16 protein-coding genes are annotated in these 20725 nt (G+C 69.0%); 15 read left to right on the top strand and 1 reads right to left on the bottom strand.

The window, feature by feature from the left end; translation table 11 throughout:
* Nucleotides 1-255: 255 nt before the first annotated feature.
* From clpX to proB, 15 genes are all read left to right on the top strand, one after another.
* Nucleotides 256-1536 carry an ATP-dependent Clp protease ATP-binding subunit ClpX gene (gene clpX / locus AC5Y6X_RS12000; RefSeq protein WP_324680714.1) on the top strand — a complete coding sequence of 427 codons (1281 nt, stop codon included), beginning with the start codon at nt 256-258 and terminating at the stop codon, nt 1534-1536.
* A gap of 259 nt (nt 1537-1795) precedes the next feature.
* Nucleotides 1796-3757, top strand: coding sequence for a 2-oxoacid:acceptor oxidoreductase subunit alpha (locus tag AC5Y6X_RS12005; RefSeq protein ID WP_499986658.1), 1962 nt, complete (start codon nt 1796-1798; stop codon nt 3755-3757).
* Entirely contained in the window at nt 3754-4848 is a 1095-nt protein-coding gene (locus AC5Y6X_RS12010; protein WP_499986659.1) for a 2-oxoacid:ferredoxin oxidoreductase subunit beta, read from the top strand. The genes AC5Y6X_RS12005 and AC5Y6X_RS12010 overlap by 4 nt, the downstream gene beginning before the upstream one ends.
* Before the next feature lie 3 nt (nt 4849-4851).
* A complete protein-coding gene (gene mobA / locus AC5Y6X_RS12015) occupies nt 4852-5466 on the top strand; it encodes a molybdenum cofactor guanylyltransferase (protein WP_499986660.1) in 615 nt (204 codons plus the stop codon).
* A 1115-nt stretch (nt 5467-6581) separates the two neighbouring features.
* On the top strand, nt 6582-7244 hold the full coding sequence (locus tag AC5Y6X_RS12020) for a transglycosylase family protein (RefSeq protein WP_499986661.1): 663 nt from the start codon (nt 6582-6584) through the stop codon (nt 7242-7244).
* Between the two features lie 90 nt (nt 7245-7334).
* Nucleotides 7335-8594: a saccharopine dehydrogenase family protein gene (locus AC5Y6X_RS12025; protein WP_499986662.1), complete on the top strand. Its 1260-nt coding sequence runs from the start codon at nt 7335-7337 to the stop codon at nt 8592-8594.
* A gap of 26 nt (nt 8595-8620) precedes the next feature.
* Nucleotides 8621-11287, top strand: coding sequence for a valine--tRNA ligase (locus AC5Y6X_RS12030; protein ID WP_499986663.1), 2667 nt, complete (start codon nt 8621-8623; stop codon nt 11285-11287).
* Nucleotides 11284-12726, top strand: a complete 1443-nt coding sequence (gene folC, locus AC5Y6X_RS12035; protein ID WP_499986664.1) for a bifunctional tetrahydrofolate synthase/dihydrofolate synthase — start codon at nt 11284-11286, stop codon at nt 12724-12726. The genes AC5Y6X_RS12030 and folC overlap by 4 nt, the downstream gene beginning before the upstream one ends.
* The gene (locus tag AC5Y6X_RS12040; protein WP_499986665.1) at nt 12723-13139 is read left to right on the top strand and encodes a DUF4233 domain-containing protein; all 417 of its coding nucleotides are present in this window, start codon (nt 12723-12725) and stop codon (nt 13137-13139) included. The genes folC and AC5Y6X_RS12040 overlap by 4 nt, the downstream gene beginning before the upstream one ends.
* A gap of 29 nt (nt 13140-13168) precedes the next feature.
* Nucleotides 13169-13579 (top strand): nucleoside-diphosphate kinase, encoded by a 411-nt coding sequence (gene ndk, locus AC5Y6X_RS12045; RefSeq protein ID WP_499986666.1) that lies wholly within the window; start codon nt 13169-13171, stop codon nt 13577-13579.
* Between the two features lie 319 nt (nt 13580-13898).
* Complete coding sequence (gene rne / locus AC5Y6X_RS12050; protein WP_499986668.1) at nt 13899-16691, top strand: ribonuclease E; 2793 nt, start codon at nt 13899-13901, stop codon at nt 16689-16691.
* A gap of 157 nt (nt 16692-16848) precedes the next feature.
* Entirely contained in the window at nt 16849-17160 is a 312-nt protein-coding gene (gene rplU / locus AC5Y6X_RS12055; protein WP_324680736.1) for a 50S ribosomal protein L21, read from the top strand.
* A 19-nt stretch (nt 17161-17179) separates the two neighbouring features.
* A complete protein-coding gene (rpmA, locus tag AC5Y6X_RS12060; protein WP_499986669.1) occupies nt 17180-17437 on the top strand; it encodes a 50S ribosomal protein L27 in 258 nt (85 codons plus the stop codon).
* 89 nt (nt 17438-17526) lie between these two features.
* Nucleotides 17527-18969 carry a GTPase ObgE gene (obgE, locus tag AC5Y6X_RS12065; RefSeq protein ID WP_499986670.1) on the top strand — a complete coding sequence of 481 codons (1443 nt, stop codon included), beginning with the start codon at nt 17527-17529 and terminating at the stop codon, nt 18967-18969.
* A 35-nt stretch (nt 18970-19004) separates the two neighbouring features.
* Nucleotides 19005-20069, top strand: a complete 1065-nt coding sequence (gene proB / locus AC5Y6X_RS12070) for a glutamate 5-kinase (RefSeq protein ID WP_324680966.1) — start codon at nt 19005-19007, stop codon at nt 20067-20069.
* Nucleotides 20070-20073: 4 nt separating this feature from the next.
* On the opposite strand, the gene AC5Y6X_RS12075 is transcribed toward proB, so the two are convergent.
* Nucleotides 20074-20712: a TetR/AcrR family transcriptional regulator gene (locus AC5Y6X_RS12075; protein WP_499987036.1), complete on the bottom strand. Its 639-nt coding sequence runs from the start codon at nt 20710-20712 to the stop codon at nt 20074-20076.
* Nucleotides 20713-20725: the final 13 nt, after the last annotated feature.

A 20725-nucleotide genomic window follows, 5' to 3' on the forward strand; every position in this document is an offset into this window, starting at 1 on the left:
CAAAAGCCATCGGGTTCGGGGGCGTACGAGCCTCGGTCGGGTAACGACCGCGACACGCCAAAGACACGCTGTGCGCGTCTTTGACGAGTGACTGGCGCCGTCGGGCTATATGTTTCATTCAGACGGACACAGATGAATACCACCGACGCGATTCGGCGCTAACGGTCGCGTGGGGCCCGAGCAAGCGGGTAGCGTCGGGGATTACATGCGGCACAGCACGACGGACGGCGAACAGGAAGTAGGCACTCAAGCACCATGGCGCGCATCGGAGACGGCGGTGACTTGCTGAAGTGCTCGTTCTGCGGGAAGAGCCAAAAGCAGGTCAAGAAGCTCATTGCTGGCCCCGGTGTGTACATCTGCGACGAGTGCATCGACCTGTGTAACGAGATCATCGAAGAGGAACTTGCCGACGCCGACGACGTCAAGCTCGACGAACTGCCCAAGCCCGCCGAGATCCGGGAGTTCCTGGAGGGATACGTCATCGGGCAGGACACCGCCAAGCGAACGCTGGCGGTCGCCGTGTACAACCACTACAAGCGGATCCAGGCGGGCGAGAAGGGTCGCGACTCCCGGTACGAGCCGGTCGAGCTGACCAAGTCCAACATCCTGATGCTCGGGCCCACCGGCTGCGGCAAGACCTACCTGGCCCAGACGCTCGCCAAGATGCTCAACGTGCCGTTCGCCATCGCCGACGCCACCGCGCTGACCGAGGCCGGATACGTCGGTGAGGACGTCGAGAACATTCTGCTCAAGCTGATCCAGGCCGCCGACTACGACGTCAAGCGCGCCGAGACCGGCATCATCTACATCGACGAGGTCGACAAGATCGCGCGCAAGAGCGAGAACCCGTCGATCACCCGCGACGTCTCCGGCGAGGGCGTGCAGCAGGCCCTGTTGAAAATCCTCGAGGGCACCCAGGCGTCGGTTCCCCCGCAGGGCGGGCGCAAGCACCCGCACCAGGAGTTCATCCAGATCGACACCACGAACGTGCTTTTCATCGTCGCGGGGGCGTTCGCCGGCCTGGAGAAGATCATCTACGAGCGCGTCGGCAAGCGCGGGCTGGGCTTCGGCGCGGAGGTCCGCTCCAAGGCCGAGATCGACACCACCGACCACTTCGCCGACGTGATGCCCGAGGACCTGATCAAGTTCGGCCTGATCCCCGAGTTCATCGGGCGCCTCCCGGTGGTCGCGTCGGTGACCAACCTGGACATGGAGTCGTTGGTGAAGATCCTGTCCGAACCTAAGAACGCTTTGGTGAAGCAGTACACCCGGCTCTTCGAGATGGACGGCGTCGAGCTGGAGTTCACCGACGACGCGCTGGAGGCCATCGCCGATCAGGCGATCCACCGCGGCACCGGCGCCCGCGGGCTGCGCGCGATCATGGAGGAAGTCCTGCTGCCGGTGATGTACGACATCCCGAGCCGCGACGACGTCGCCAAGGTCGTGGTGACCAAGGAGACGGTGCAGGACAACGTGCTGCCGACGATCGTGCCGCGCAAGCCGTCCCGCACCGAGCGCCGCGACAAGAGCGCGTAGGCCGCTCAGCGCCGCGCCGATCGAAGTGACCAACACCACAGTTTGACGCCTACTCGTCGGTAGCACGCCGCTGACTTCGGCATTGCCGGTAAACACGCAGCGTGCGAGGGATATGAGACGCCCATGCTCACCTAAAAGCAGTGCCATACTCGGTACTAGCAGTGACACACAAGCTCGAGGGCGCGGGAGTCACTCCAACGGCGCGTAACCTAAAGCTTCAGTGGAGTGCCTATCCGGTTGAGAAATGGAAGGCGGAGACGTGGATCCGAACGGCAGTGGGGCCGGGTCAGATTCTCATAGCGAGGCCCCTCGCAACGGGTCCGACCGTCAGCGGCTGGAACAAGTTGTCATCCGCTTCGCCGGGGACTCCGGCGACGGCATGCAGCTGACCGGCGACCGGTTCACCTCGGAGGCAGCGCTTTTCGGCAACGACCTGGCGACTCAACCGAACTACCCCGCCGAGATCCGGGCCCCCGCGGGCACGCTGCCCGGCGTCTCGTCGTTCCAGATTCAGATCGCCGATTACGACATCCTGACCGCCGGCGACCGGCCCGACGTGCTCGTCGCCATGAACCCCGCGGCGCTGAAGGCCAACCTCGGCGACCTGCCGCGCGGCGGCATGGTGATCGCGAACTCCGACGAATTCACCAAGCGCAACCTGACGAAGGTCGGCTACGTCACCAACCCGCTGGAGTCCGACGAGCTCGAGGAGTACGTCGTGCACTCGGTGGCGATGACCACGCTGACGCTCGGCGCCGTCGAGGCCATCGGGGCGTCGAAGAAGGACGGCCAGCGCGCGAAAAACATGTTCGCGCTTGGCCTTTTGTCGTGGATGTACGGGCGGCCGATCGAAGCCAGCGAGAAGTTCATCCGGGAGAAGTTCGCCCGCAAGCCCGACATCGCGGAGGCCAACGTGCTCGCGCTGAAGGCGGGCTGGAACTACGGCGAAACGACCGAGGCCTTCGGCACCACCTACGAGGTCTCCCGCGCCACATTGCCCGCCGGTGAATACCGGCAGATCTCGGGCAACACCGCGCTCGCCTACGGCATCGTGGCAGCGGGTCAGCTCGCCAACATTCCCGTCGTGCTCGGCAGCTACCCGATCACGCCGGCCTCGGACATCCTGCACGAGCTGTCCAAGCACAAGAACTTCAACGTGATCACCTTCCAGGCCGAGGACGAGATCGGCGGCATCTGCGCGGCGATCGGCGCTTCCTACGGCGGCGCCCTGGGCGTCACCAGCACGTCCGGGCCGGGCATCTCGCTGAAGTCCGAGGCGCTGGGCCTGGGCGTGATGACCGAGTTGCCGTTGCTGGTCATCGACGTGCAGCGGGGCGGACCGTCGACCGGGCTGCCCACCAAGACCGAGCAGGCCGACCTGCTGCAGGCGTTGTACGGCCGCAACGGGGAGTCGCCGGTGGCAGTGCTGGCGCCGCGGTCGCCGTCCGACTGTTTCGAGACCGCCCTCGAGGCGGTGCGCATCGCCGTGTCGTATCACACCCCGGTGATCCTGCTGTCCGACGGCTCGATCGCCAACGGCTCTGAGCCATGGCAGATTCCGGATGTCGGCTCGCTGGAGCCGATCAAGCACGTCTTCGCCAAACCCGATGAGCCGTTCCAGCCCTACAACCGCGACCCGGAGACGCTGGCGCGTCAGTTCGCCGTGCCCGGCACTCCCGGCCTGGAGCACCGCATCGGTGGTCTGGAAGCCGCCAACGGCAGCGGCAACATCTCCTACGAGCCGATCAATCACGACCTCATGGTCCGGTTGCGCCAGGCCAAGATCGACGGCATCTCGGTTCCCGATCTGGAGGTGGACGACCCGACCGGAGACGCCGAGCTGTTGCTGATCGGCTGGGGCAGCTCCTACGGCCCGATCGGCGAGGCCTGTCGTCGGGCGCGGCGCAAGGGCATCAAGGTCGCGCATGCGCACCTGCGCCACCTCAGCCCCTTCCCGCCCAACCTGGGCGAGGTGCTGCGGCGCTACCCGAAGGTGGTGTGCCCGGAGATGAACCTGGGTCAGCTGGCGCTGATCCTGCGGGGCAAGTATCTGGTCGACGTGCAATCCGTCTCGAAGGTCCAGGGTGTCGCGTTCCTGGCCGACGAGATCGGGCGCGTGATCCGCGCCGCGCTGGGCGGAACATTGGCCGAAATCGAGCACGACAAGACGATGGTCGCCAGAATGGCGGCAGCGACAGTAGGAGCGGGAGCGGAAGAATGACCGACCTGATCGGTGGCGATCTGGCGGGCACGGACCTCGGCTTGACCCCGAGGCTGACCAAGAACGACGGTGTGCCCACGACGGACGAGCCGCAGAAGGGCAAGGATTTCACCAGTGACCAGGAGGTCCGCTGGTGCCCGGGCTGTGGTGACTACGTCATCCTCAACACCATCCGCAACTTCCTGCCCGAGCTGGGGCTGCGCCGGGAGAACATCGTCTTCGTCAGCGGCATCGGCTGCTCCAGCCGGTTCCCGTACTACCTGGAGACCTACGGGTTCCACTCGATCCACGGCCGCGCGCCGGCGATCGCGACCGGGCTGGCGCTGGCCCGCGAGGATCTGTCGGTGTGGGTGGTCACGGGTGACGGCGACGCCCTGTCGATCGGTGGCAACCACCTGATCCACGCGCTGCGTCGCAACGTCAACATCACGATCCTGCTGTTCAACAACCGGATCTACGGCCTGACCAAAGGGCAGTACTCGCCGACGTCGGAGGTCGGCAAGATCACCAAGTCGACCCCGATGGGATCGCTGGATCACCCGTTCAACCCGGTGTCGCTGGCGCTGGGGGCCGAGGCGACGTTCGTCGGTCGCGCGCTGGACTCCGACCGCAACGGGCTGACGGAGGTCTTACGCGGGGCCGCCGCCCATCGTGGCGCCGCCCTGGTCGAAATCCTGCAGGACTGCCCGATCTTCAACGACGGCTCGTTCGACGCGCTGCGCAAGGAGGGCGCCGAGGAGCGGCTGATCAACGTCCGCCACGGGGATCCAATTGTCTTCGGCGCCAACGGCGAATACTGCGTGGTGAAGTCCGGCTTCGGCCTCGAGGTCGCCAAGACCGCCGACGTGGCGGTCGAGGAGATCGTCGTGCACGACGCGCAGGCCGACGACTCGGCCTACGCGTACGCGCTGTCGCGGTTGTCGGACCAGAACCTCGAGCACACGGTGCTCGGTATCTTCCGGAACATCAACCGGCCCACCTACGACGACGCGGCCCGCGCCCAGGTGCGTGCCGCCCAGTCGTCGAAGCCGTTCGACTCCGCCGCATTGCAGTCGTTGTTGCGCGGGCGCGACACCTGGACCGTCGAGTAAGGGGTGGCTGCGCTGGTGCCCGACGCAGTATCACTGGCCGGGGTAGTACTCGCTGGAGGCGAGTCGCGGCGGATGGGCCGCGATAAGGCCACCCTTCCGTTCCCGGGGCCTTCCGGCGCCGGCGAGACCATGGTGGAGCACGTGGTCGGGGTTCTCGGCCGGCGCTGCAAGCCGGTCCTGGTGATGGCCGCGCAGGGGCAGCCGCTGCCCGCGTTGCAGGCCCGCATCATCCGCGACGAGCTGGGCGGACAGGGGCCGTTGCCGGCGACCGCGCGCGGGCTGCGCGCCGCCGCGGAGGCCGGCGCCCGGCTGGCCTTCGTCTGCGCCGTGGACATGCCGCTGCTGGCCGTCGAATTGATCGACGACCTCGCTCGCCGGGCCGTCGAGACCAACGCCGAAGTGGTGTTGCCGTGGGACGGCCGGGACCACTATCTGGCCGCGGTGTACCGGACCGAGCTGGCCGACAGGGCCGAAGCCCTGGTGGCCGCCGGGGAGCGCAAAATGCGTGCCCTGGTTGACGTTTCGGACTCGCAGCGAATCGTGATGTCGGATTCGCGTCCGTTGACGAACGTCAACAGCGACGCGGACCTGCGTGCCCTGGTGCGGCCCGGGGCGTGACGCGAGCCAACCGCGGGGCCGGATGAAATTCCGACGCGCTTTTTGCACCTTTAGATTTTGCCGAAACAATTGCTTAATCGCGGTCCGACATTGATTTTTGCGCTTGGAAATTGTGGATAATTGAGTGCCAGAAACTATTGACTCTAGTTAGCTTTTGAATTTACCGCAGAGTAAATCGCTCCGCTTGCCGCGTGGGCCATCGTAAGACGTTGGCGCAGTGGCGATTTGGGGTGTGTCCCGACGTACATCGTACCAGATCGGATTAGGGCATGACGGGTCCGGCGTCCGCGACCGCGAGTCACGCGTGGCAAATTGCGCCGCGCAAATCGCCCATCCCCGGCCGGGCGTTTTGGCCGGGCAACGGCGGGCCTGTGGCCGCGATCGGCGCCGCTGCATCCGTGGACGCCAAATCGCCTGGGGCAGTTGGCAATCCGTGACAACCTCATTCCTCGCCTCACGGACCGTGCCGCATCGGCGCAAACACTTTCCGGCAGTCCCCGTCGCGCGGACGGTTTGCGACGAATGTGGCTGAGACACTTTGACTTTCGAAGTGCCGCCGTGCCTGCGTCCTTCGCGTCTTCGGCGTGTCGGGCGGAAATCGGCTCGATCGCGGTGTAGCCTGTGCGCCCTGCCGCCGCGGGCGGCGCGCAATGGCCCCGGCCGTCGCGCCGCAAACCGTGGTCCAGCTCACAAAATGTACGTGATTCGGCTCACGATAACCCGGCGGCACCGCTCGTAAGGTCTTCGCCGGGAAATGGCGGCTGACCTGCCGAGTTATTTCTGCTATCGCGCCGTGATCGGCTCGTTATCGAACCGAGATGTCCATTTTCTCGAGATGACGAATGCAATCGGTTCTCGTACGGTCCCTCTTAGCCCAAATCGGGCGATGTGAGTAACGAAAAATTGAATCCACGGACCCGCGTGTGAGCGGGGCTGCGATCGGCGACAGCCGCCGCGCGGCCGGTGGGCAACAGCCCGCCGGGCGGATCAGCCCCCGCTGTCGTGCCTGAACGAGACGGCACGCCCCAGAGCACTTATTCCGCTTGGAACATCAGCACCCCAAACCCGCATCCGCGGGTTTGCTTTGGCGCGCGCGCACCGCGAAAGGAACGAGATTGAAGAACGTCCGTAAGACGCTCATCCTGGCCGCGATCACCGGCTCGCTGGTGACACTGCCATCCGCCGCCGCGGGCGCGGAACCGATGGGCTTTGACCCGAACGTTCCCGCCGCCGGGCCCGCCCCCGACGCGCCCCCGCCTCCGGCGCCGGACGCCGCGGCTCCCGCGGGCTTCAACCCGAACGTTCCGCCGCCGCCTGCGGTCCCGGACGCCTTGGCCCCCGCTGACGCGCCGGCCCCGGCGGGATTCGACCCGAACCTTCCTCCGCCGCCCCCTCCGGCGCCGGAGGTCCCGCCGCCGCCGGCCCCCGCGGGCTTCGACGGCAACCCCCCGATGCCTCCGGTCCCGGCCGCTCCGGCGCCGCCGGCTCCGGACGCTCCGCCGCCGCCGGCGCCGGACGCGCAGCCCGCTCCTCCGGCCCGCAAGGCCTACAGCGTGAACTGGGACGCCATCGCGCAGTGCGAGTCGGGTGGAAACTGGGGCATCAGCACCGGTAACGGCTATTCCGGTGGCCTGCAGTTCACGTCGAGCACCTGGCACGCCAACGGCGGCTCGGGCTCTCCCGCCAGCGCCAGCCGGGAGGAGCAGATCCGGGTGGCCGAGAACGTCCTGCATTCGCAGGGCATCGGCGCGTGGCCGGTCTGCGGCCGCCGCGGCTGACCGACCGACGCAAACACACGGCTTGCGCCGTCATACGGGTAATGCCGGGCCTTGGGCCCGGCATTACCTGTCCCGGGTAGCGTCGGGCCGGTGACCGCAACGCCGCGCGAATTCGACATCGTGTTGTACGGGGCTACCGGCTTCGTGGGAAAGCTGACCGCCGAATACCTGGCGCGCGCCGCGTCGGGCGCGCGGATCGCGCTGGCGGGCAGGTCGACCGACCGGCTGCGCGCCGTCCGCGACGGCCTCGGCGAATCCGCGCGGTCGTGGCAGCTGCTGAGCGCCGACGCGACATCGCCGTCGACGCTGGACGAGATGGCGGCCCGCACCCGAGTCGTCGTCACCACGGTCGGGCCCTACAGCCGCTACGGGCTGCCGCTGGTGGCGGCGTGCGCCGCCGCCGGCACCGACTACGCCGACCTGACCGGGGAGGCGATGTTCATCCGCGAGAGCATCGACCTGCACCACAAGCAGGCCGCCGACACCGGCGCCCGCATCGTGCACTGCTGCGGATTCGACTCCGTCCCCTCGGATCTGAGCGTGTACGCGCTGCACCGGGCGGCCCGCGACGACGGGGCGGGCGAGCTGCTGGGCACCGACTTCGTGGTGCGCTCATTCTCCGGCGGGCTGTCCGGCGGCACCATCGCGTCGATGATGGACGTGCTGCAGGCCTCGTCCCGCGACCCCGAGGTGCGTGACCTGCTGGCCGACCCGTACACGTTGAGCGCCGACCGCGCCGCCGAGCCCGACCTGGGCCCGCAGCCGGACATGCCCTGGCGTCGCGGCCGGCAGATCGCGCCGGAACTGAACGGCGTGTGGACCGCCGGATTCGTGATGGCGTCGATCAACACGCGAGTCGTCAGGCGCAGCAACGCGTTACTCGAATGGGCATACGGTCGCGGGTTCCGCTACAGCGAACACATGAGCCTGGGCTCGTCGCCGCTCGCGCCGCTGGCATCGGCGGTGTTCGCCGGCGTCGGCAAGGCGACGTTCGGATTGGGGGCCCGTTACTTCCGGCTGCTGCCCCGGCGGCTGCTGGACCGGTTCGTCCCCAAGCCCGGCACCGGTCCCAGCGCGGCGGCGCGCGAGCGCGGCTTCTACAAGATCGAGACCTACACCACCACGACGAGCGGCGCCCGCTACGTGGCGCGCATGGAGCAGCGGGGCGACCCCGGCTACCAGGCGACCTCGGTGTTGCTGGGGGAGTGCGCCCTGGCGCTCGCCTTCGATCGCGACAAGCTGTCCGACCTGCTCGGCGTGCTGACACCGGCGGCCGCGATGGGCGACGCGCTGCTGGACCGGTTCCCGGCCGCCGGCGTGTCGTTGGAGGTTGACCGGCTGACCGGATGACCGCCCCGCATCCCTAGAATTGACCGGTGACCGCCAGCCCCACCTCCGCCGACCTGCCCAAGTCGTGGGATCCGGGCGCGATGGAGAGCGCGATCTACCAGAAGTGGCTGGATGCCGGCTACTTCGAGGCGGATGCGGCCAGCACCAAACCCGGCTATTCCATCGTGCTGCCGCCGCCGAACGTGACCGGCAGCCTGCACATGGGGCACGCGCTCGAGCACACCATGATGGACGCGCTGACGCGCCGCAAGCGCATGCAGGGTTACGAGGTGCTGTGGCAGCCGGGCACGGATCATGCGGGCATCGCGACCCAGAGCGTGGTGGAAAAGCAGCTCGCGGTCGACGGCAAGACCAAGGAGGACTTCGGCCGGGACCTGTTCATCGAGAAGGTCTGGGATTGGAAGCGTGAGTCGGGCGGCGCCATCGGCGGCCAGATGCGCCGTCTCGGCGACGGGGTGGACTGGAGCCGCGACCGGTTCACCATGGACGAGGGCCTGTCCCGCGCGGTGCGCACCATCTTCAAGAGGCTCTACGACGCCGGGTTGATCTATCGGGCCGAGCGGCTGGTCAACTGGTCGCCGGTGCTGCAGACCGCGATCTCGGACCTCGAGGTCAACTATGTCGACGTCGAGGGCGAACTGGTGTCGTTCCGGTACGGTTCGCTCGACGACTCGCAACCTCACATCGTGGTCGCGACCACCCGGGTCGAGACGATGCTGGGCGACACCGCGATCGCGGTGCATCCCGACGACGAGCGCTACCGCCACCTGGTGGGCAGCACGCTGCCGCACCCCTTCATCGACCGGCAGCTCGTCATCGTCGCCGACGAGCACGTCGACCCCGAATTCGGAACGGGCGCAGTCAAAGTCACGCCCGCACACGACCCCAACGACTTCGAGATCGGGCTGCGCCACGAGTTGCCGATGATCTCGATCCTCGACACCAGGGGCCGGGTCGGGAACACCGGAACGCAATTCGACGGCATGGACCGCTTCGAGGCCCGCGCCGCGGTGCGGGAAGCCCTTGCGGCGCAGGGCCGCATCGTCGAGGAGAAACGCCCCTACCTGCACAGCGTGGGGCATTCGGAGCGCAGCGGCGAACCGATCGAGCCACGGCTGTCACTGCAGTGGTGGGTCCGGGTGGAATCGCTGGCCAAGGCCGCCGGCGACGCGGTGCGGAACGGGGACACCGTGATTCACCCCGCCAGCCTGGAACCGCGCTGGTTCGCCTGGGTGGACGACATGCACGACTGGTGCATCTCGCGGCAGCTGTGGTGGGGCCACCGCATCCCGATCTGGTACGGGCCCGACGGCGAGCAGATATGCGTGGGCCCGGACGACACGCCCCCCGACGGCTGGGAGCAGGACCCCGACGTGCTCGACACCTGGTTTTCCTCGGCGCTGTGGCCGTTCTCGACGTTGGGCTGGCCGGAAAAGACCCCGGAACTGGAAAAGTTCTATCCGACAAGCGTTTTGGTGACCGGCTACGACATCCTGTTCTTCTGGGTCGCGCGGATGATGATGTTCGGCACCTTCGTCGGCGACGACGACGCCATCACGCTGGACGGCCGCCGCGGCCCCCAGGTGCCGTTCACCGACGTGTTCCTGCACGGGCTGATCCGCGACGAGTTCGGCCGCAAGATGAGCAAGTCCAAGGGCAACGTGATCGACCCGCTGGACTGGGTCGACCAGTTCGGCGCCGACGCGCTGCGGTTCACGCTGGCCCGCGGCGCCAGCCCCGGCGGCGACCTGACGATCAGCGAGGACCACGTCCGGGCGTCGCGCAACTTCGGCACCAAGCTGTTCAACGCCACCCGGTTCGCGCTACTCAACGGCACCAAGCTGGCGCCGCTGCCGCCGCAGGCCGAGCTGACCGACGCCGACCGGTGGATCCTGGGCCGGCTGGAAGAGGTTCGCGCCGAGGTCGATTCGGCCTTCGACGGCTACGAGTTCAGCCGGGCCTGCGAGTCGCTCTACCACTTCGCTTGGGACGAATTCTGCGACTGGTACGTCGAATTGGCCAAGACCCAGCTCGCCGACGGCATCACGCACACCACCGCCGTGCTGGCCGCGACGCTGGACACGCTGCTGCGGCTGCTGCACCCGGTGATCCCCTTCCTCACCGAAGCGCTGTGGCAGGCCTTGACGAAGGGAGAGGCGAACCGGGAGTCGCTGGTGATCGCCGACTGGCCGGAGCCGTCCGGCGTGGTTCTGGATCGAGTTGCGGCGCAACGGATCAGCGATATGCAGAGGCTGGTCACCGAGGTCCGCCGGTTCCGCAGCGACCAGGGGCTCGCGGACAGGCAGAAGGTGCCGGCGCGGTTGACCGGCGTCGAGGACAGCGATCTGAGCACCCAGGTGGCGGCGGTGACGTCGCTGGCGTGGCTGACCGCGCCGGGTCCGGATTTCCGCCCGTCGGCGTCGTTGGAGGTCCGGCTCGGCCCGAAGCTGGATCGCACCGTCGTCGTCGAACTCGACACGTCGGGCACCATCGACGTGGCCGCCGAGCGTCGTCGTCTCGAAAAGGATTTGGCCGCAGCACAAAAGGAGCTGGCGTCCACCACCGCCAAACTTGCCAACGACGACTTCCTGGCCAAGGCCCCCGAGCACGTCGTCGGCAAGATCCGCGACCGCCAGCGGGTGGCCCGGGAGGAAACCGAACGGATCACCGCCAGGCTGGCCGGGTTGCAATGACTGAGCCGCCCGAGTGGGGACCGCGAGTCGGCGTGGCGCCCACACCGGACGAGATCGCGTCCCTCTTGCAGGTCGAGCACCTGCTGGACCAGCGCTGGCCCGAGACCAAGATCGAGCCGAGCCTGACCCGGATCAGCGCGCTGATGGACCTGCTGGGCTCGCCCCAGCTGGGCTTCCCGTCGATCCACGTCGCGGGCACCAACGGCAAGACCTCGGTGGTGCGGATGATCGACGCGTTGCTGATCGCGCTGCACCGGCGCACGGGCCGGACCACCAGCCCGCACCTGCAGTCGGCGGTCGAACGCATCGCGATCGACGGCGAACCGATCAGCCCCGCACGCTACGTGGCGACGTATCGGGAGATCGAACCGTTCGTGCAGATGATCGACGAGCAGTCGCGGGCCGCCGGCGGGCCGGCGATGAGCAAGTTCGAGGTCCTGACCGCCATGGCGTTCGCCGCGTTCGCCGACGCGCCCGTCGAGGTCGCCGTCGTCGAGGTGGGCATGGGCGGTCGGTGGGATGCCACCAACGTGATCAACGCGCCCGTGGCCGTCGTCACCCCGATCGGCGTGGACCACGTCCAGTACCTCGGCGACGACATCCGGGGGATCGCCGGGGAAAAGGCCGGCATCATCACCAAGGCGCCCGACGGTTCGCCCGACACCGTCGCGGTCATCGCGCGGCAGGAACCCGAGGCGATGGAGGTGTTGCTGGCCCAATCCGTGCGCGCCGACGCCGCGGTCGCCCGGGAGGACTCCGAGTTCGCGGTGTTGGGCCGCCGGATCGCGATCGGTGGGCAGGTGTTGCAGCTGCAGGGCCTCGGCGGGGTGTACTCCGACGTCTTCCTGCCGCTGCACGGCGAACACCAGGCGCACAATGCGGCCGTCGCGCTCGCGGCCGTCGAGGCGTTCTTCGGCGCCGGCGCGCAGCGTCAGCTCGACGTCGAGGCCGTCCGGGCCGGTTTCGCCGCCGTGACCAGCCCCGGCCGGCTGGAACGCATGCGCAGCGCCCCCACCGTGTTCATCGACGCCGCGCACAACCCGGCGGGCGCGGCCGCGCTGGCGCGGACGCTGGGCGAGGAGTTCGACTTCCGCTTCGTCGTCGGTGTTCTCAGCGTGCTCACCGACAAGGACGTGGACGGCATCCTTGCCGCGCTGGAGCCGGCGTTCGACGCGGTCGTGGTAACCCACAACGGGTCGCCGCGGGCGCTGGACGTCGAGTCGCTGGCGTCGGCCGCGCGGGCGCGGTTCGGGCCCGACCGCGTGACCACCGCCGAAAACCTGCGCGACGCCATCGACGTCGCGACCACCCTGGTCGACGACGCGGCCGCCGTGGGGGAGGCCGAGGGCGGCGCGTTCTCCGGCACCGGGCTCGTTGTCACCGGGTCGGTCGTCACCGCCGGCGCCGCCCGCACCCTGTTCGGTCGTGATCCGGCATGACCGACGAAAACCCGCGGGAGTCGACGCCGCCCGCCGACCCGCCGCCCGCCGACCCGTGGAAGAGCTTCGGCGCCGTGATGGCCGCGACGCTGATCCTGGAGGCGATCGTGGTGCTGCTGGCGATACCGGTGGTGGGTGCGGTCGGCGGCGGCCTGAACCCGGCATCGCTGGGTTATTTGATCGGGCTGGCCGCGCTGCTGATTCTGCTCACCGGGCTGCAGCGCAGACCCTGGGCGATCTGGGTGAACCTGGGCGCGCAGGCGGTGCTTCTCGCCGGCTTCGCGGTCTATCCGGGCGTCGGCTTCATCGGTTTGCTGTTCGGCGGATTGTGGCTGCTGATCGCCTACCTGCGCGCCGAGGTGCGGCGGCGGCAGCAGCACGGACGGCCACACCCCCAGCCGCCACCCGACTGAGGGCCGTTTCGTTCTGTACGCTGTCCGCCGTGACGGAACGGACCCTGGTACTGGTCAAGCCGGACGGCGTCGAGCGGCGGCTGATCGGCGAGATCATCGGCCGCATCGAGCGCAAAGGCCTCACCATCTCGGCCCTGGAGCTCCGGCACGTCGACGAACAGCTGGCCGGCCAGCACTACGCCGAGCACCAAGGCAAACCCTTCTTCGACTCGTTGCTGCAGTTCATCACGTCGGGCCCCGTGGTGGCAGCAATCGTGGAGGGTCCGCGGGCGGTCGCGGCGGTCCGGCAGCTCGCCGGCGGCACCGACCCCGTCGAGCAGGCTGCGCCCGGCACCATCCGCGGCGATTTCGGGCTGGAAACCCAGTTCAACCTGGTGCACGGGTCGGATTCGGTGGATTCGGCAAAGCGCGAGATCGCGCTGTGGTTCCCCGGCGCCTAGCCGGAGCGCGGCGGGTTTGCGGAGTCCCGAATCCGGAGTGCGGGTGAACCGGCCGAGTGATGTGGGATACTTGGAGCGGGTGAACGTCGCCGGACCGGTGTCGGACACCCGAATGAAGACTTAGACAAGCGCGACCACCGCGGATCCCCACGGTGTTGCGCGGCATGTCAGGCCGACATTCAGCACAGGCGCCGAGTGGGTTCTACCTGAGCCGCTCGGCGCGAGACCATCACATGCCCGGGGAAAGCGACCCGGGCCCATAGCGAAGCCCTCGCGTGGCCGCGTCGAAACGACGCGCCCGGGGGCTTGAGGAGAATACGTGGTAGACGGTGCACCACCTTCAGACCCATCACACGAGCCGATCCAGCACGAGGAACTGCCGGACCGCCTAAAGGTTCACTCGCTGGCCCGAACCCTGGGAACCACCAGCAAGCAGGTGCTGGACGCGCTGAACGCGCTGGACGGACGGGTCCGCAGCGCGCATTCGACCGTCGACCGCGACGACGCGGTCCGGGTCCGCGACCTGCTGGCCGCCGCCCAGTCGGAGGCGCCGGTCGCGGCCGGCGCGCCCGCCGCGGTCGGCGAACCCGCCGACGAACCCGAATCCCGGCTGATGCTTCAGACGCCGCAAAACCCCGCGGACCGGCCGCACTACATGCCGCTGTTCGTCGCGCCGCAACCGATCGAGAGCGACGACGACGACGGCAGCGCCGACGACGCCGCCGACTCCGATGAATCCGACTCCGACGACGACGATGACGAACAGGCCGACCGGCCCGCCAACCGGCGGCGCCGCCGCGGCCGCCGGGGCCGTGGGCGTGGCCGCGGTGAACAGGGCGGGCCCGACAGCCAGTCCGACAACGAGGGGGAGGGCAGGTCCGACTCGGACGACGACGACCAGGACTCCGAAGACTCCGACGACGGCGACGGCGACGAGGGTTCGTCGGAGGCGGCCAACCGGCGCCGCCGGCGCCGCCGGCGCCGCAAGTCGGGTTCGGGCGACGACAACGACGAGGGCCCGGCGCCGGACGATCCGCCGAACACCGTGGTGCACGAGCGGGCGCCACGTTCCGGCAAATCCGACGACAACGACTCCAATGGGTCCTCCACCGCCGAGATCAAGGGCATCAACGGCTCGACCCGGCTGGAGGCCAAGCGGCAGCGACGCCGCGACGGCCGCGACGCCGGGCGCCGCCGCCCGCCGGTGCTGACCGAGGCCGAATTCCTGGCGCGCCGCGAGGCCGTCGAACGCATGATGGTGGTGCGCGACCGGGTCCGCACCGAGCCACCCCACCCCGGCGCGCGCTACACCCAGATCGCGGTGCTCGAGGACGGCATCGTCGTCGAGCATTTCGTGACGTCGGCCGCCTCGGCCTCCCTGGTGGGCAACATCTACCTCGGGATCGTGCAGAACGTGCTGCCGTCGATGGAGGCGGCGTTCGTCGACATCGGCCGCGGCCGCAACGGCGTGCTCTACGCCGGAGAGGTCAACTGGGAGGCCGCGGGCCTGGGTGGCGCCGACCGCAAGATCGAGCAGGCCCTCAAGCCCGGCGACTACGTCGTCGTCCAGGTCAGCAAGGACCCGGTCGGGCACAAGGGCGCGCGGCTGACCACGCAGGTGTCCCTGGCGGGCCGCTTCCTGGTTTACGTGCCGGGCGCGTCGTCCACCGGGATCAGCCGCAAGCTGCCCGACACCGAACGCCAGCGGCTGAAGGAGATCCTGCGCGAGGTGGTGCCGTCGAACGCCGGCGTGATCATCCGCACCGCGTCCGAGGGCGTCAAGGAAGAGGACATCCGCAAGGACGTCACCCGGCTGCAGGAGCGCTGGACGCAGATCGAGGCCAAGGCGGCCGAGGTCAAGAAGAAGGCCGCCGGCGCCGCCGTGGCGCTCTACGAAGAGCCCGACGTCTTGGTCAAGGTCATCCGCGACCTATTCAACGAAGACTTCGCCGGCCTGATCGTCTCCGGCGACGAAGCGTGGAACACCATCAATGAGTACGTGAATTCCGTTGCCCCCGAACTCGTTTCGAAGCTTACAAAGTACGAGCCCGCCGCCGGGCCGGATGGCTCGGGCGGGCCGGACGTGTTCGCGGTGCATCGCATCGACGAGCAACTGGCCAAGGCGATGGACCGCAAGGTGTGGCTGCCGTCGGGCGGCACGCTGGTGATCGACCGCACCGAGGCGATGACGGTGATCGACGTCAACACCGGCAAGTTCACCGGTTCCGGCGGCAACCTCGAACAGACGGTCACCAAGAACAACCTCGAGGCGGCCGAGGAGATCGTCCGGCAGCTGCGGCTGCGGGATATCGGCGGCATCGTGGTCATCGACTTCATCGACATGGTGCTGGAGTCCAACCGCGACCTGGTGCTGCGGCGGCTGACCGAGGCGCTGGCCCGCGACCGCACCCGCCACCAGGTGTCCGAGGTGACATCGCTGGGCCTGGTGCAACTGACCCGCAAGCGGCTGGGAACGGGGCTGATCGAGGCGTTCTCCACGTCGTGCCCGAACTGCGGCGGCCGCGGAATCCTGATGCACGGCGACCCGGTCGATTCGGCCCCGGCGACCGGGCGCAAGTCCGAGTCCGGCGGGCGCCGCGGCAAACGCTCGAAGAAGGGCCGGTCCGACGAGCCCGCCGTCGCCAAGGTGCCCGCGCACGCCCCCGGCGAACACCCGATGTTCAAGGCGATGGCGGCCGGCCGTGGTGACGGCGAAACCGGCGAGCCCGGCGAGGACACGGATGCCACCGCCGAGGCCGAGGAGCAGGCCGAGGAGAAGGTTCCCGCCGGTCTCGAGGAAACCGACCGGGAGTTCGAGGACTCCGACGAGGACGTCGATTCCGACGAGGAAGACGAGGACTCCGACGACGAGGACTCCGACGACGAGGACGAGCTCGACGACGAAGACCTCGACGACGAGGATCTCGGCGACGACGACGAGGAACTCGATCTCGACGATGACGACCTGGACGTCGAGGATTCCGATTCCGACGACGACTCCGAGCCCGACACCGCTGGCGGCTCCTGGGCCGCCGCCGACGCCGGGCCCGCACGTTCGCGCCGGCGGCGCGCGGCGGGCAGGCCGGCCGGCCCACCGATCCACGCGGACTGACCCGGTTTGACCCTGTAGCCGCTGGTCACGTACCCTTGGACAGTTGCCGTCAGGCCCCCGGCCGACGACGGCGGGAGACACCAGGCCCCCGCCAAAGACCCACCACGCGCGCAACCGGTGCCGCGTGCCCACGACAGCAGACAGAGGTGCACCCACGATGGCGACCTACGCAATCGTCAAGACCGGCGGCAAGCAGTACAAGGTCGCCGTCGGAGACGTGGTCAAGGTCGAGAAGCTCGACTCCGAGCCCGGCGCCAAGGTGTCGCTGCCGGTCGCGCTGGTCGTCGACGGCGCCACCGTCACCTCGGATGCCGCGAAGCTGGCCAAGGTCGCGGTGACCGGCGAGGTGCTCGAGCACACCAAGGGCCCCAAGATCCGGATCCACAAGTTCAAGAACAAGACCGGCTACCACAAGCGTCAGGGACACCGTCAGCAGCTGACGGTCCTGAAGGTCACCGGCATCAAGTAGCGGTTGGGAGCGAGAAGACATGGCACACAAGAAGGGCGCTTCCAGCTCGCGCAACGGCCGCGATTCGGCCGCGCAGCGGCTGGGGGTCAAGCGGTTCGGCGGCCAGGTCGTCAAGGCCGGCGAGATCATCGTCCGTCAGCGCGGCACCAAGTTCCACCCCGGCGCCAATGTGGGCCGCGGCGGTGACGACACGTTGTTCGCCAAGGAAGCCGGGTCCGTCGAGTTCGGCGTCCGGCGCGGGCGCAGGACCGTCAGCATCGTCGCGTCGGCCGACTGAGCGTCACGAGCGTGCACCCACTGCGATAATTCGAGGCAAATCTCGCAGTAGCTGCACGTTCGGCGAGCGAGACGGGTGAGAGGATCCCGATGCCCCGGTTTGTCGACCGCGTCGTCATCCACGCACGGGCGGGTTCCGGCGGTAACGGCTGCGCGTCGGTGCATCGCGAGAAATTCAAGCCGCTCGGCGGGCCCGACGGCGGCAACGGCGGCCGCGGCGGCAGCGTCATCTTCGTCGTCGACCCGGCCGTGCACACCCTGCTGGACTTTCACTTCCGCCCGCACATCACCGCGCCGTCGGGCAAGCAGGGCATGGGCAACAACCGTGACGGCGCCGCCGGAGCGGACCTGGAGGTCAAGGTTCCCGACGGCACCGTCGTGCTGGACGAAAACGGCCGGCTGCTCGCCGACCTGGTCGGCGCGGGCACCCGCTTCGAGGCCGCCGCCGGTGGCCGCGGTGGCCTGGGCAACGCCGCGCTGGCGTCGCGGGCCCGCAAGGCCCCCGGTTTCGCGTTGCTCGGCGAGCCGGGCCAGGCCCGTGACCTCACCCTCGAGCTCAAGACCGTCGCCGACGTCGGCCTGGTCGGATTCCCGTCCGCGGGAAAGTCCTCGCTGGTGTCGGTGATCTCGGCGGCCAAGCCGAAGGTGGCTGACTACCCGTTCACCACGCTGGTTCCCAACCTGGGCGTGGTCTCGGCCGGCGAGCACTCGTACACGGTGGCCGACGTGCCCGGTCTGATACCGGGCGCGTCGCAGGGCCGCGGCCTGGGCCTGGATTTCCTGCGGCACATCGAGCGCTGCGCCGTGCTGGTGCATGTCGTCGACTGCGCGACCGCGGAACCCGGCCGCGACCCGATCTCCGACATCGACGCGCTGGAGGCCGAGCTCGCCGCGTATACGCCGACGCTGCAGGGCGACCCGGCGCTGGGCGACCTCACCGAGCGGCCGAGGGCGGTGGTGCTCAACAAGGTCGACGTGCCGGAGGCTCGCGAGCTCGCCGAGTTCGTCCGCGACGACATCGCCGAGCGCGGCTGGCCGGTGTTCCTGGTGTCGACGGCGACCCGGGAAGGCTTGCAGCCGTTGATCTTCGGGCTGTGGGAGATGATCGAGGCCTACAACGCCGCCCGGCCGGCGCCGGTGGCGCGTCGCCCGGTGATCCGCCCGGTGCCGGTGGACGACAGCGGCTTCACCGTCGAACCCGACGGGCAGGGCGGCTTTGTCGTGACCGGCGCGCGTCCCGAGCGCTGGGTCGGACAGACCAACTTCGACAACGACGAGGCGGTGGGCTATCTCGCCGACCGACTGGCCCGCCTGGGCGTCGAGGACGAACTGGTGCGGCTGGGCGCCAAACCGGGCTGCGCGGTGACCATCGGCGAGGTGACGTTCGACTGGGAGCCGCAAACGCCGGCGGGCCACCAGGTCGCGCTGTCCGGCCGGGGCACCGACGCGCGGCTGGAACGCAGCGAGCGCGTCGGCGCCGCCGAGCGCAAGGCCGCCCGGCGTCAGCGGCGCGAACACGGCGGCCCCTCGTGAGCACGCATCGCGAGGCCATCCGCACCGCGCGCAGCATGGTCGTCAAGGTCGGGACGACCGCGCTGACCACGCCGTCGGGCGTGTTCGACGCCGGCCGGCTAGCCGGGCTGGCCGACGCCATCGAGGCGCGGATGAAGGCGGGTACCGACGTCGTCATCGTGTCCTCCGGCGCCATCGCCGCCGGCATCGATCCGCTCGGGTTATCGCGTCGCCCAAAGGATTTGGCCACCAAGCAGGCCGCCGCCAGCGTCGGGCAGGTCGCGTTGGTGAATTCGTGGAGCGCCGCGTTCGCCCGCTACGGCCGCACGGTCGGGCAGGTCCTGCTGACCGCTCAGGACATCTCCGTCCGGTCCTCGCACACCAACGCCCAGCGCACGCTGGATCGGCTGCGCGCGCTGCATGCGGTGGCGATCGTCAACGAGAACGACACGGTGGCCACCAACGAGATCCGGTTCGGCGACAACGATCGGCTCTCGGCGCTGGTGGCCCACCTGGTCGGCGCCGAGGCCCTGGTGCTGCTCTCCGACATCGACGGGCTCTACGACTCCGATCCCCGGAAAGTGCCTGGGGCGCAGTTCATTCCGGAGGTAGCGGGGCCGGCCGACCTCGACGGTGTGGTCGCCGGTCCGAGCAACCACCTGGGTACCGGCGGGATGGCGTCGAAGATGTCGTCGGCGCTGCTGGCCGCCGACGCCGGGGTGCCGGTGCTGCTGGCCGCCGCGGCCGACGCCGCGACGGCGCTCACCGACGCCTCGATCGGCACGGTGTTCGCCGCGCGGCCCGTCCGGATGTCGGCCCGCCGATTCTGGGTGCGTTACGCCGCCGAGGCGGCCGGCGCGCTGACCCTCGACGAGGGGGCGGTGCGCGCGGTGGTGGGGCAGCGCCGCTCGCTGCTGCCCGCGGGGATCACCGCGGTGTCGGGCCGGTTCTACGGCGGCGACGTCGTCGAATTGCGCGGTCCCGATGCGGCCCTGGTGGCCCGCGGCGTGGTCGCCTACGACGCGGCCGAACTGGCCACCATGATGGGCCGGTCCACCTCGGAGCTGCCCGGCGAGCTGCGCCGCCCCGCCGTGCACGCCGACGACTTGGTTACCGTGTAACGCGTCAGCTCGCCGTCATGGGTTTGAGATATAGTGCACCCCAGGCGATCTCGGCCAGCGTCTCGGCCAGCTCCGCATCGTAGTCGCGCGGCTTCACCGGAAGGTTCTGGTGGCAAGCCCTCTCGACCATCCACACCAGTGCGCTAGCAGTGGTGGCGGCAGGCAGCTCGCGACGGATTGCGCCGTCGGCCTGGCCGTCCTCGATGACACGGGTCATACGCGCGGAGATCGCGGTCAGCAGGTCGCGATACGTCTGCCCTGTTTCCGGGTCGTAAGCGGCCATCTCGTTGAGGGCAACGAGCACCGCTTGATGACGTCGATAGGTTTCGATGATGGCGGCCAGCGCGGCGCGCACGTCGTCTGGATCGCGACGCCTCGCAACCCCCCACCACCGCTCGGCGCCGGCGGCAAGATCGCCGAACACCTGGACGGCGAGGCGGCGCAGCAGGTGGCCCTTGTCCTCGAAGTAGATGTAGAAGCTGGCCCGCGAAATGCCGGCCTCGGTGGACAGCCGATCGACGCTGAGCTCGGTGAAGCTGGCGCCGTCGCGCATCAGCCGTTCGGTGGCGTCCAACAGCCGACGTTCCAGCTGCGCTCGCCGCTGCTGGCGAGTCACCTGTGGCTTGCGGGTAACCGACGGCATTGGTAGATCATAA

This window comes from Mycobacterium sp. NGS26 (assembly GCF_059813025.1).

Bases quoted from the DNA above. Each gene is read 5' to 3' on its own strand.
- clpX (WP_324680714.1), top strand. From the start codon at position 256: ATGGCGCGCATCGGAGACGGCGGTGACTTGCTGAAGTGCTCGTTCTGC.
- AC5Y6X_RS12010 (WP_499986659.1), top strand. From the start codon at position 3,754: ATGACCGACCTGATCGGTGGCGATCTGGCGGGCACGGACCTCGGCTTG.
- folC (WP_499986664.1), top strand. From the start codon at position 11,284: ATGACTGAGCCGCCCGAGTGGGGACCGCGAGTCGGCGTGGCGCCCACA.
- AC5Y6X_RS12040 (WP_499986665.1), top strand. From the start codon at position 12,723: ATGACCGACGAAAACCCGCGGGAGTCGACGCCGCCCGCCGACCCGCCG.
- rplU (WP_324680736.1), top strand. From the start codon at position 16,849: ATGGCGACCTACGCAATCGTCAAGACCGGCGGCAAGCAGTACAAGGTC.
- rpmA (WP_499986669.1), top strand. From the start codon at position 17,180: ATGGCACACAAGAAGGGCGCTTCCAGCTCGCGCAACGGCCGCGATTCG.
- obgE (WP_499986670.1), top strand. From the start codon at position 17,527: ATGCCCCGGTTTGTCGACCGCGTCGTCATCCACGCACGGGCGGGTTCC.
- proB (WP_324680966.1), top strand. From the start codon at position 19,005: ATGGTCGTCAAGGTCGGGACGACCGCGCTGACCACGCCGTCGGGCGTG.
- AC5Y6X_RS12075 (WP_499987036.1), bottom strand. From the start codon at position 20,712: ATGCCGTCGGTTACCCGCAAGCCACAGGTGACTCGCCAGCAGCGGCGA.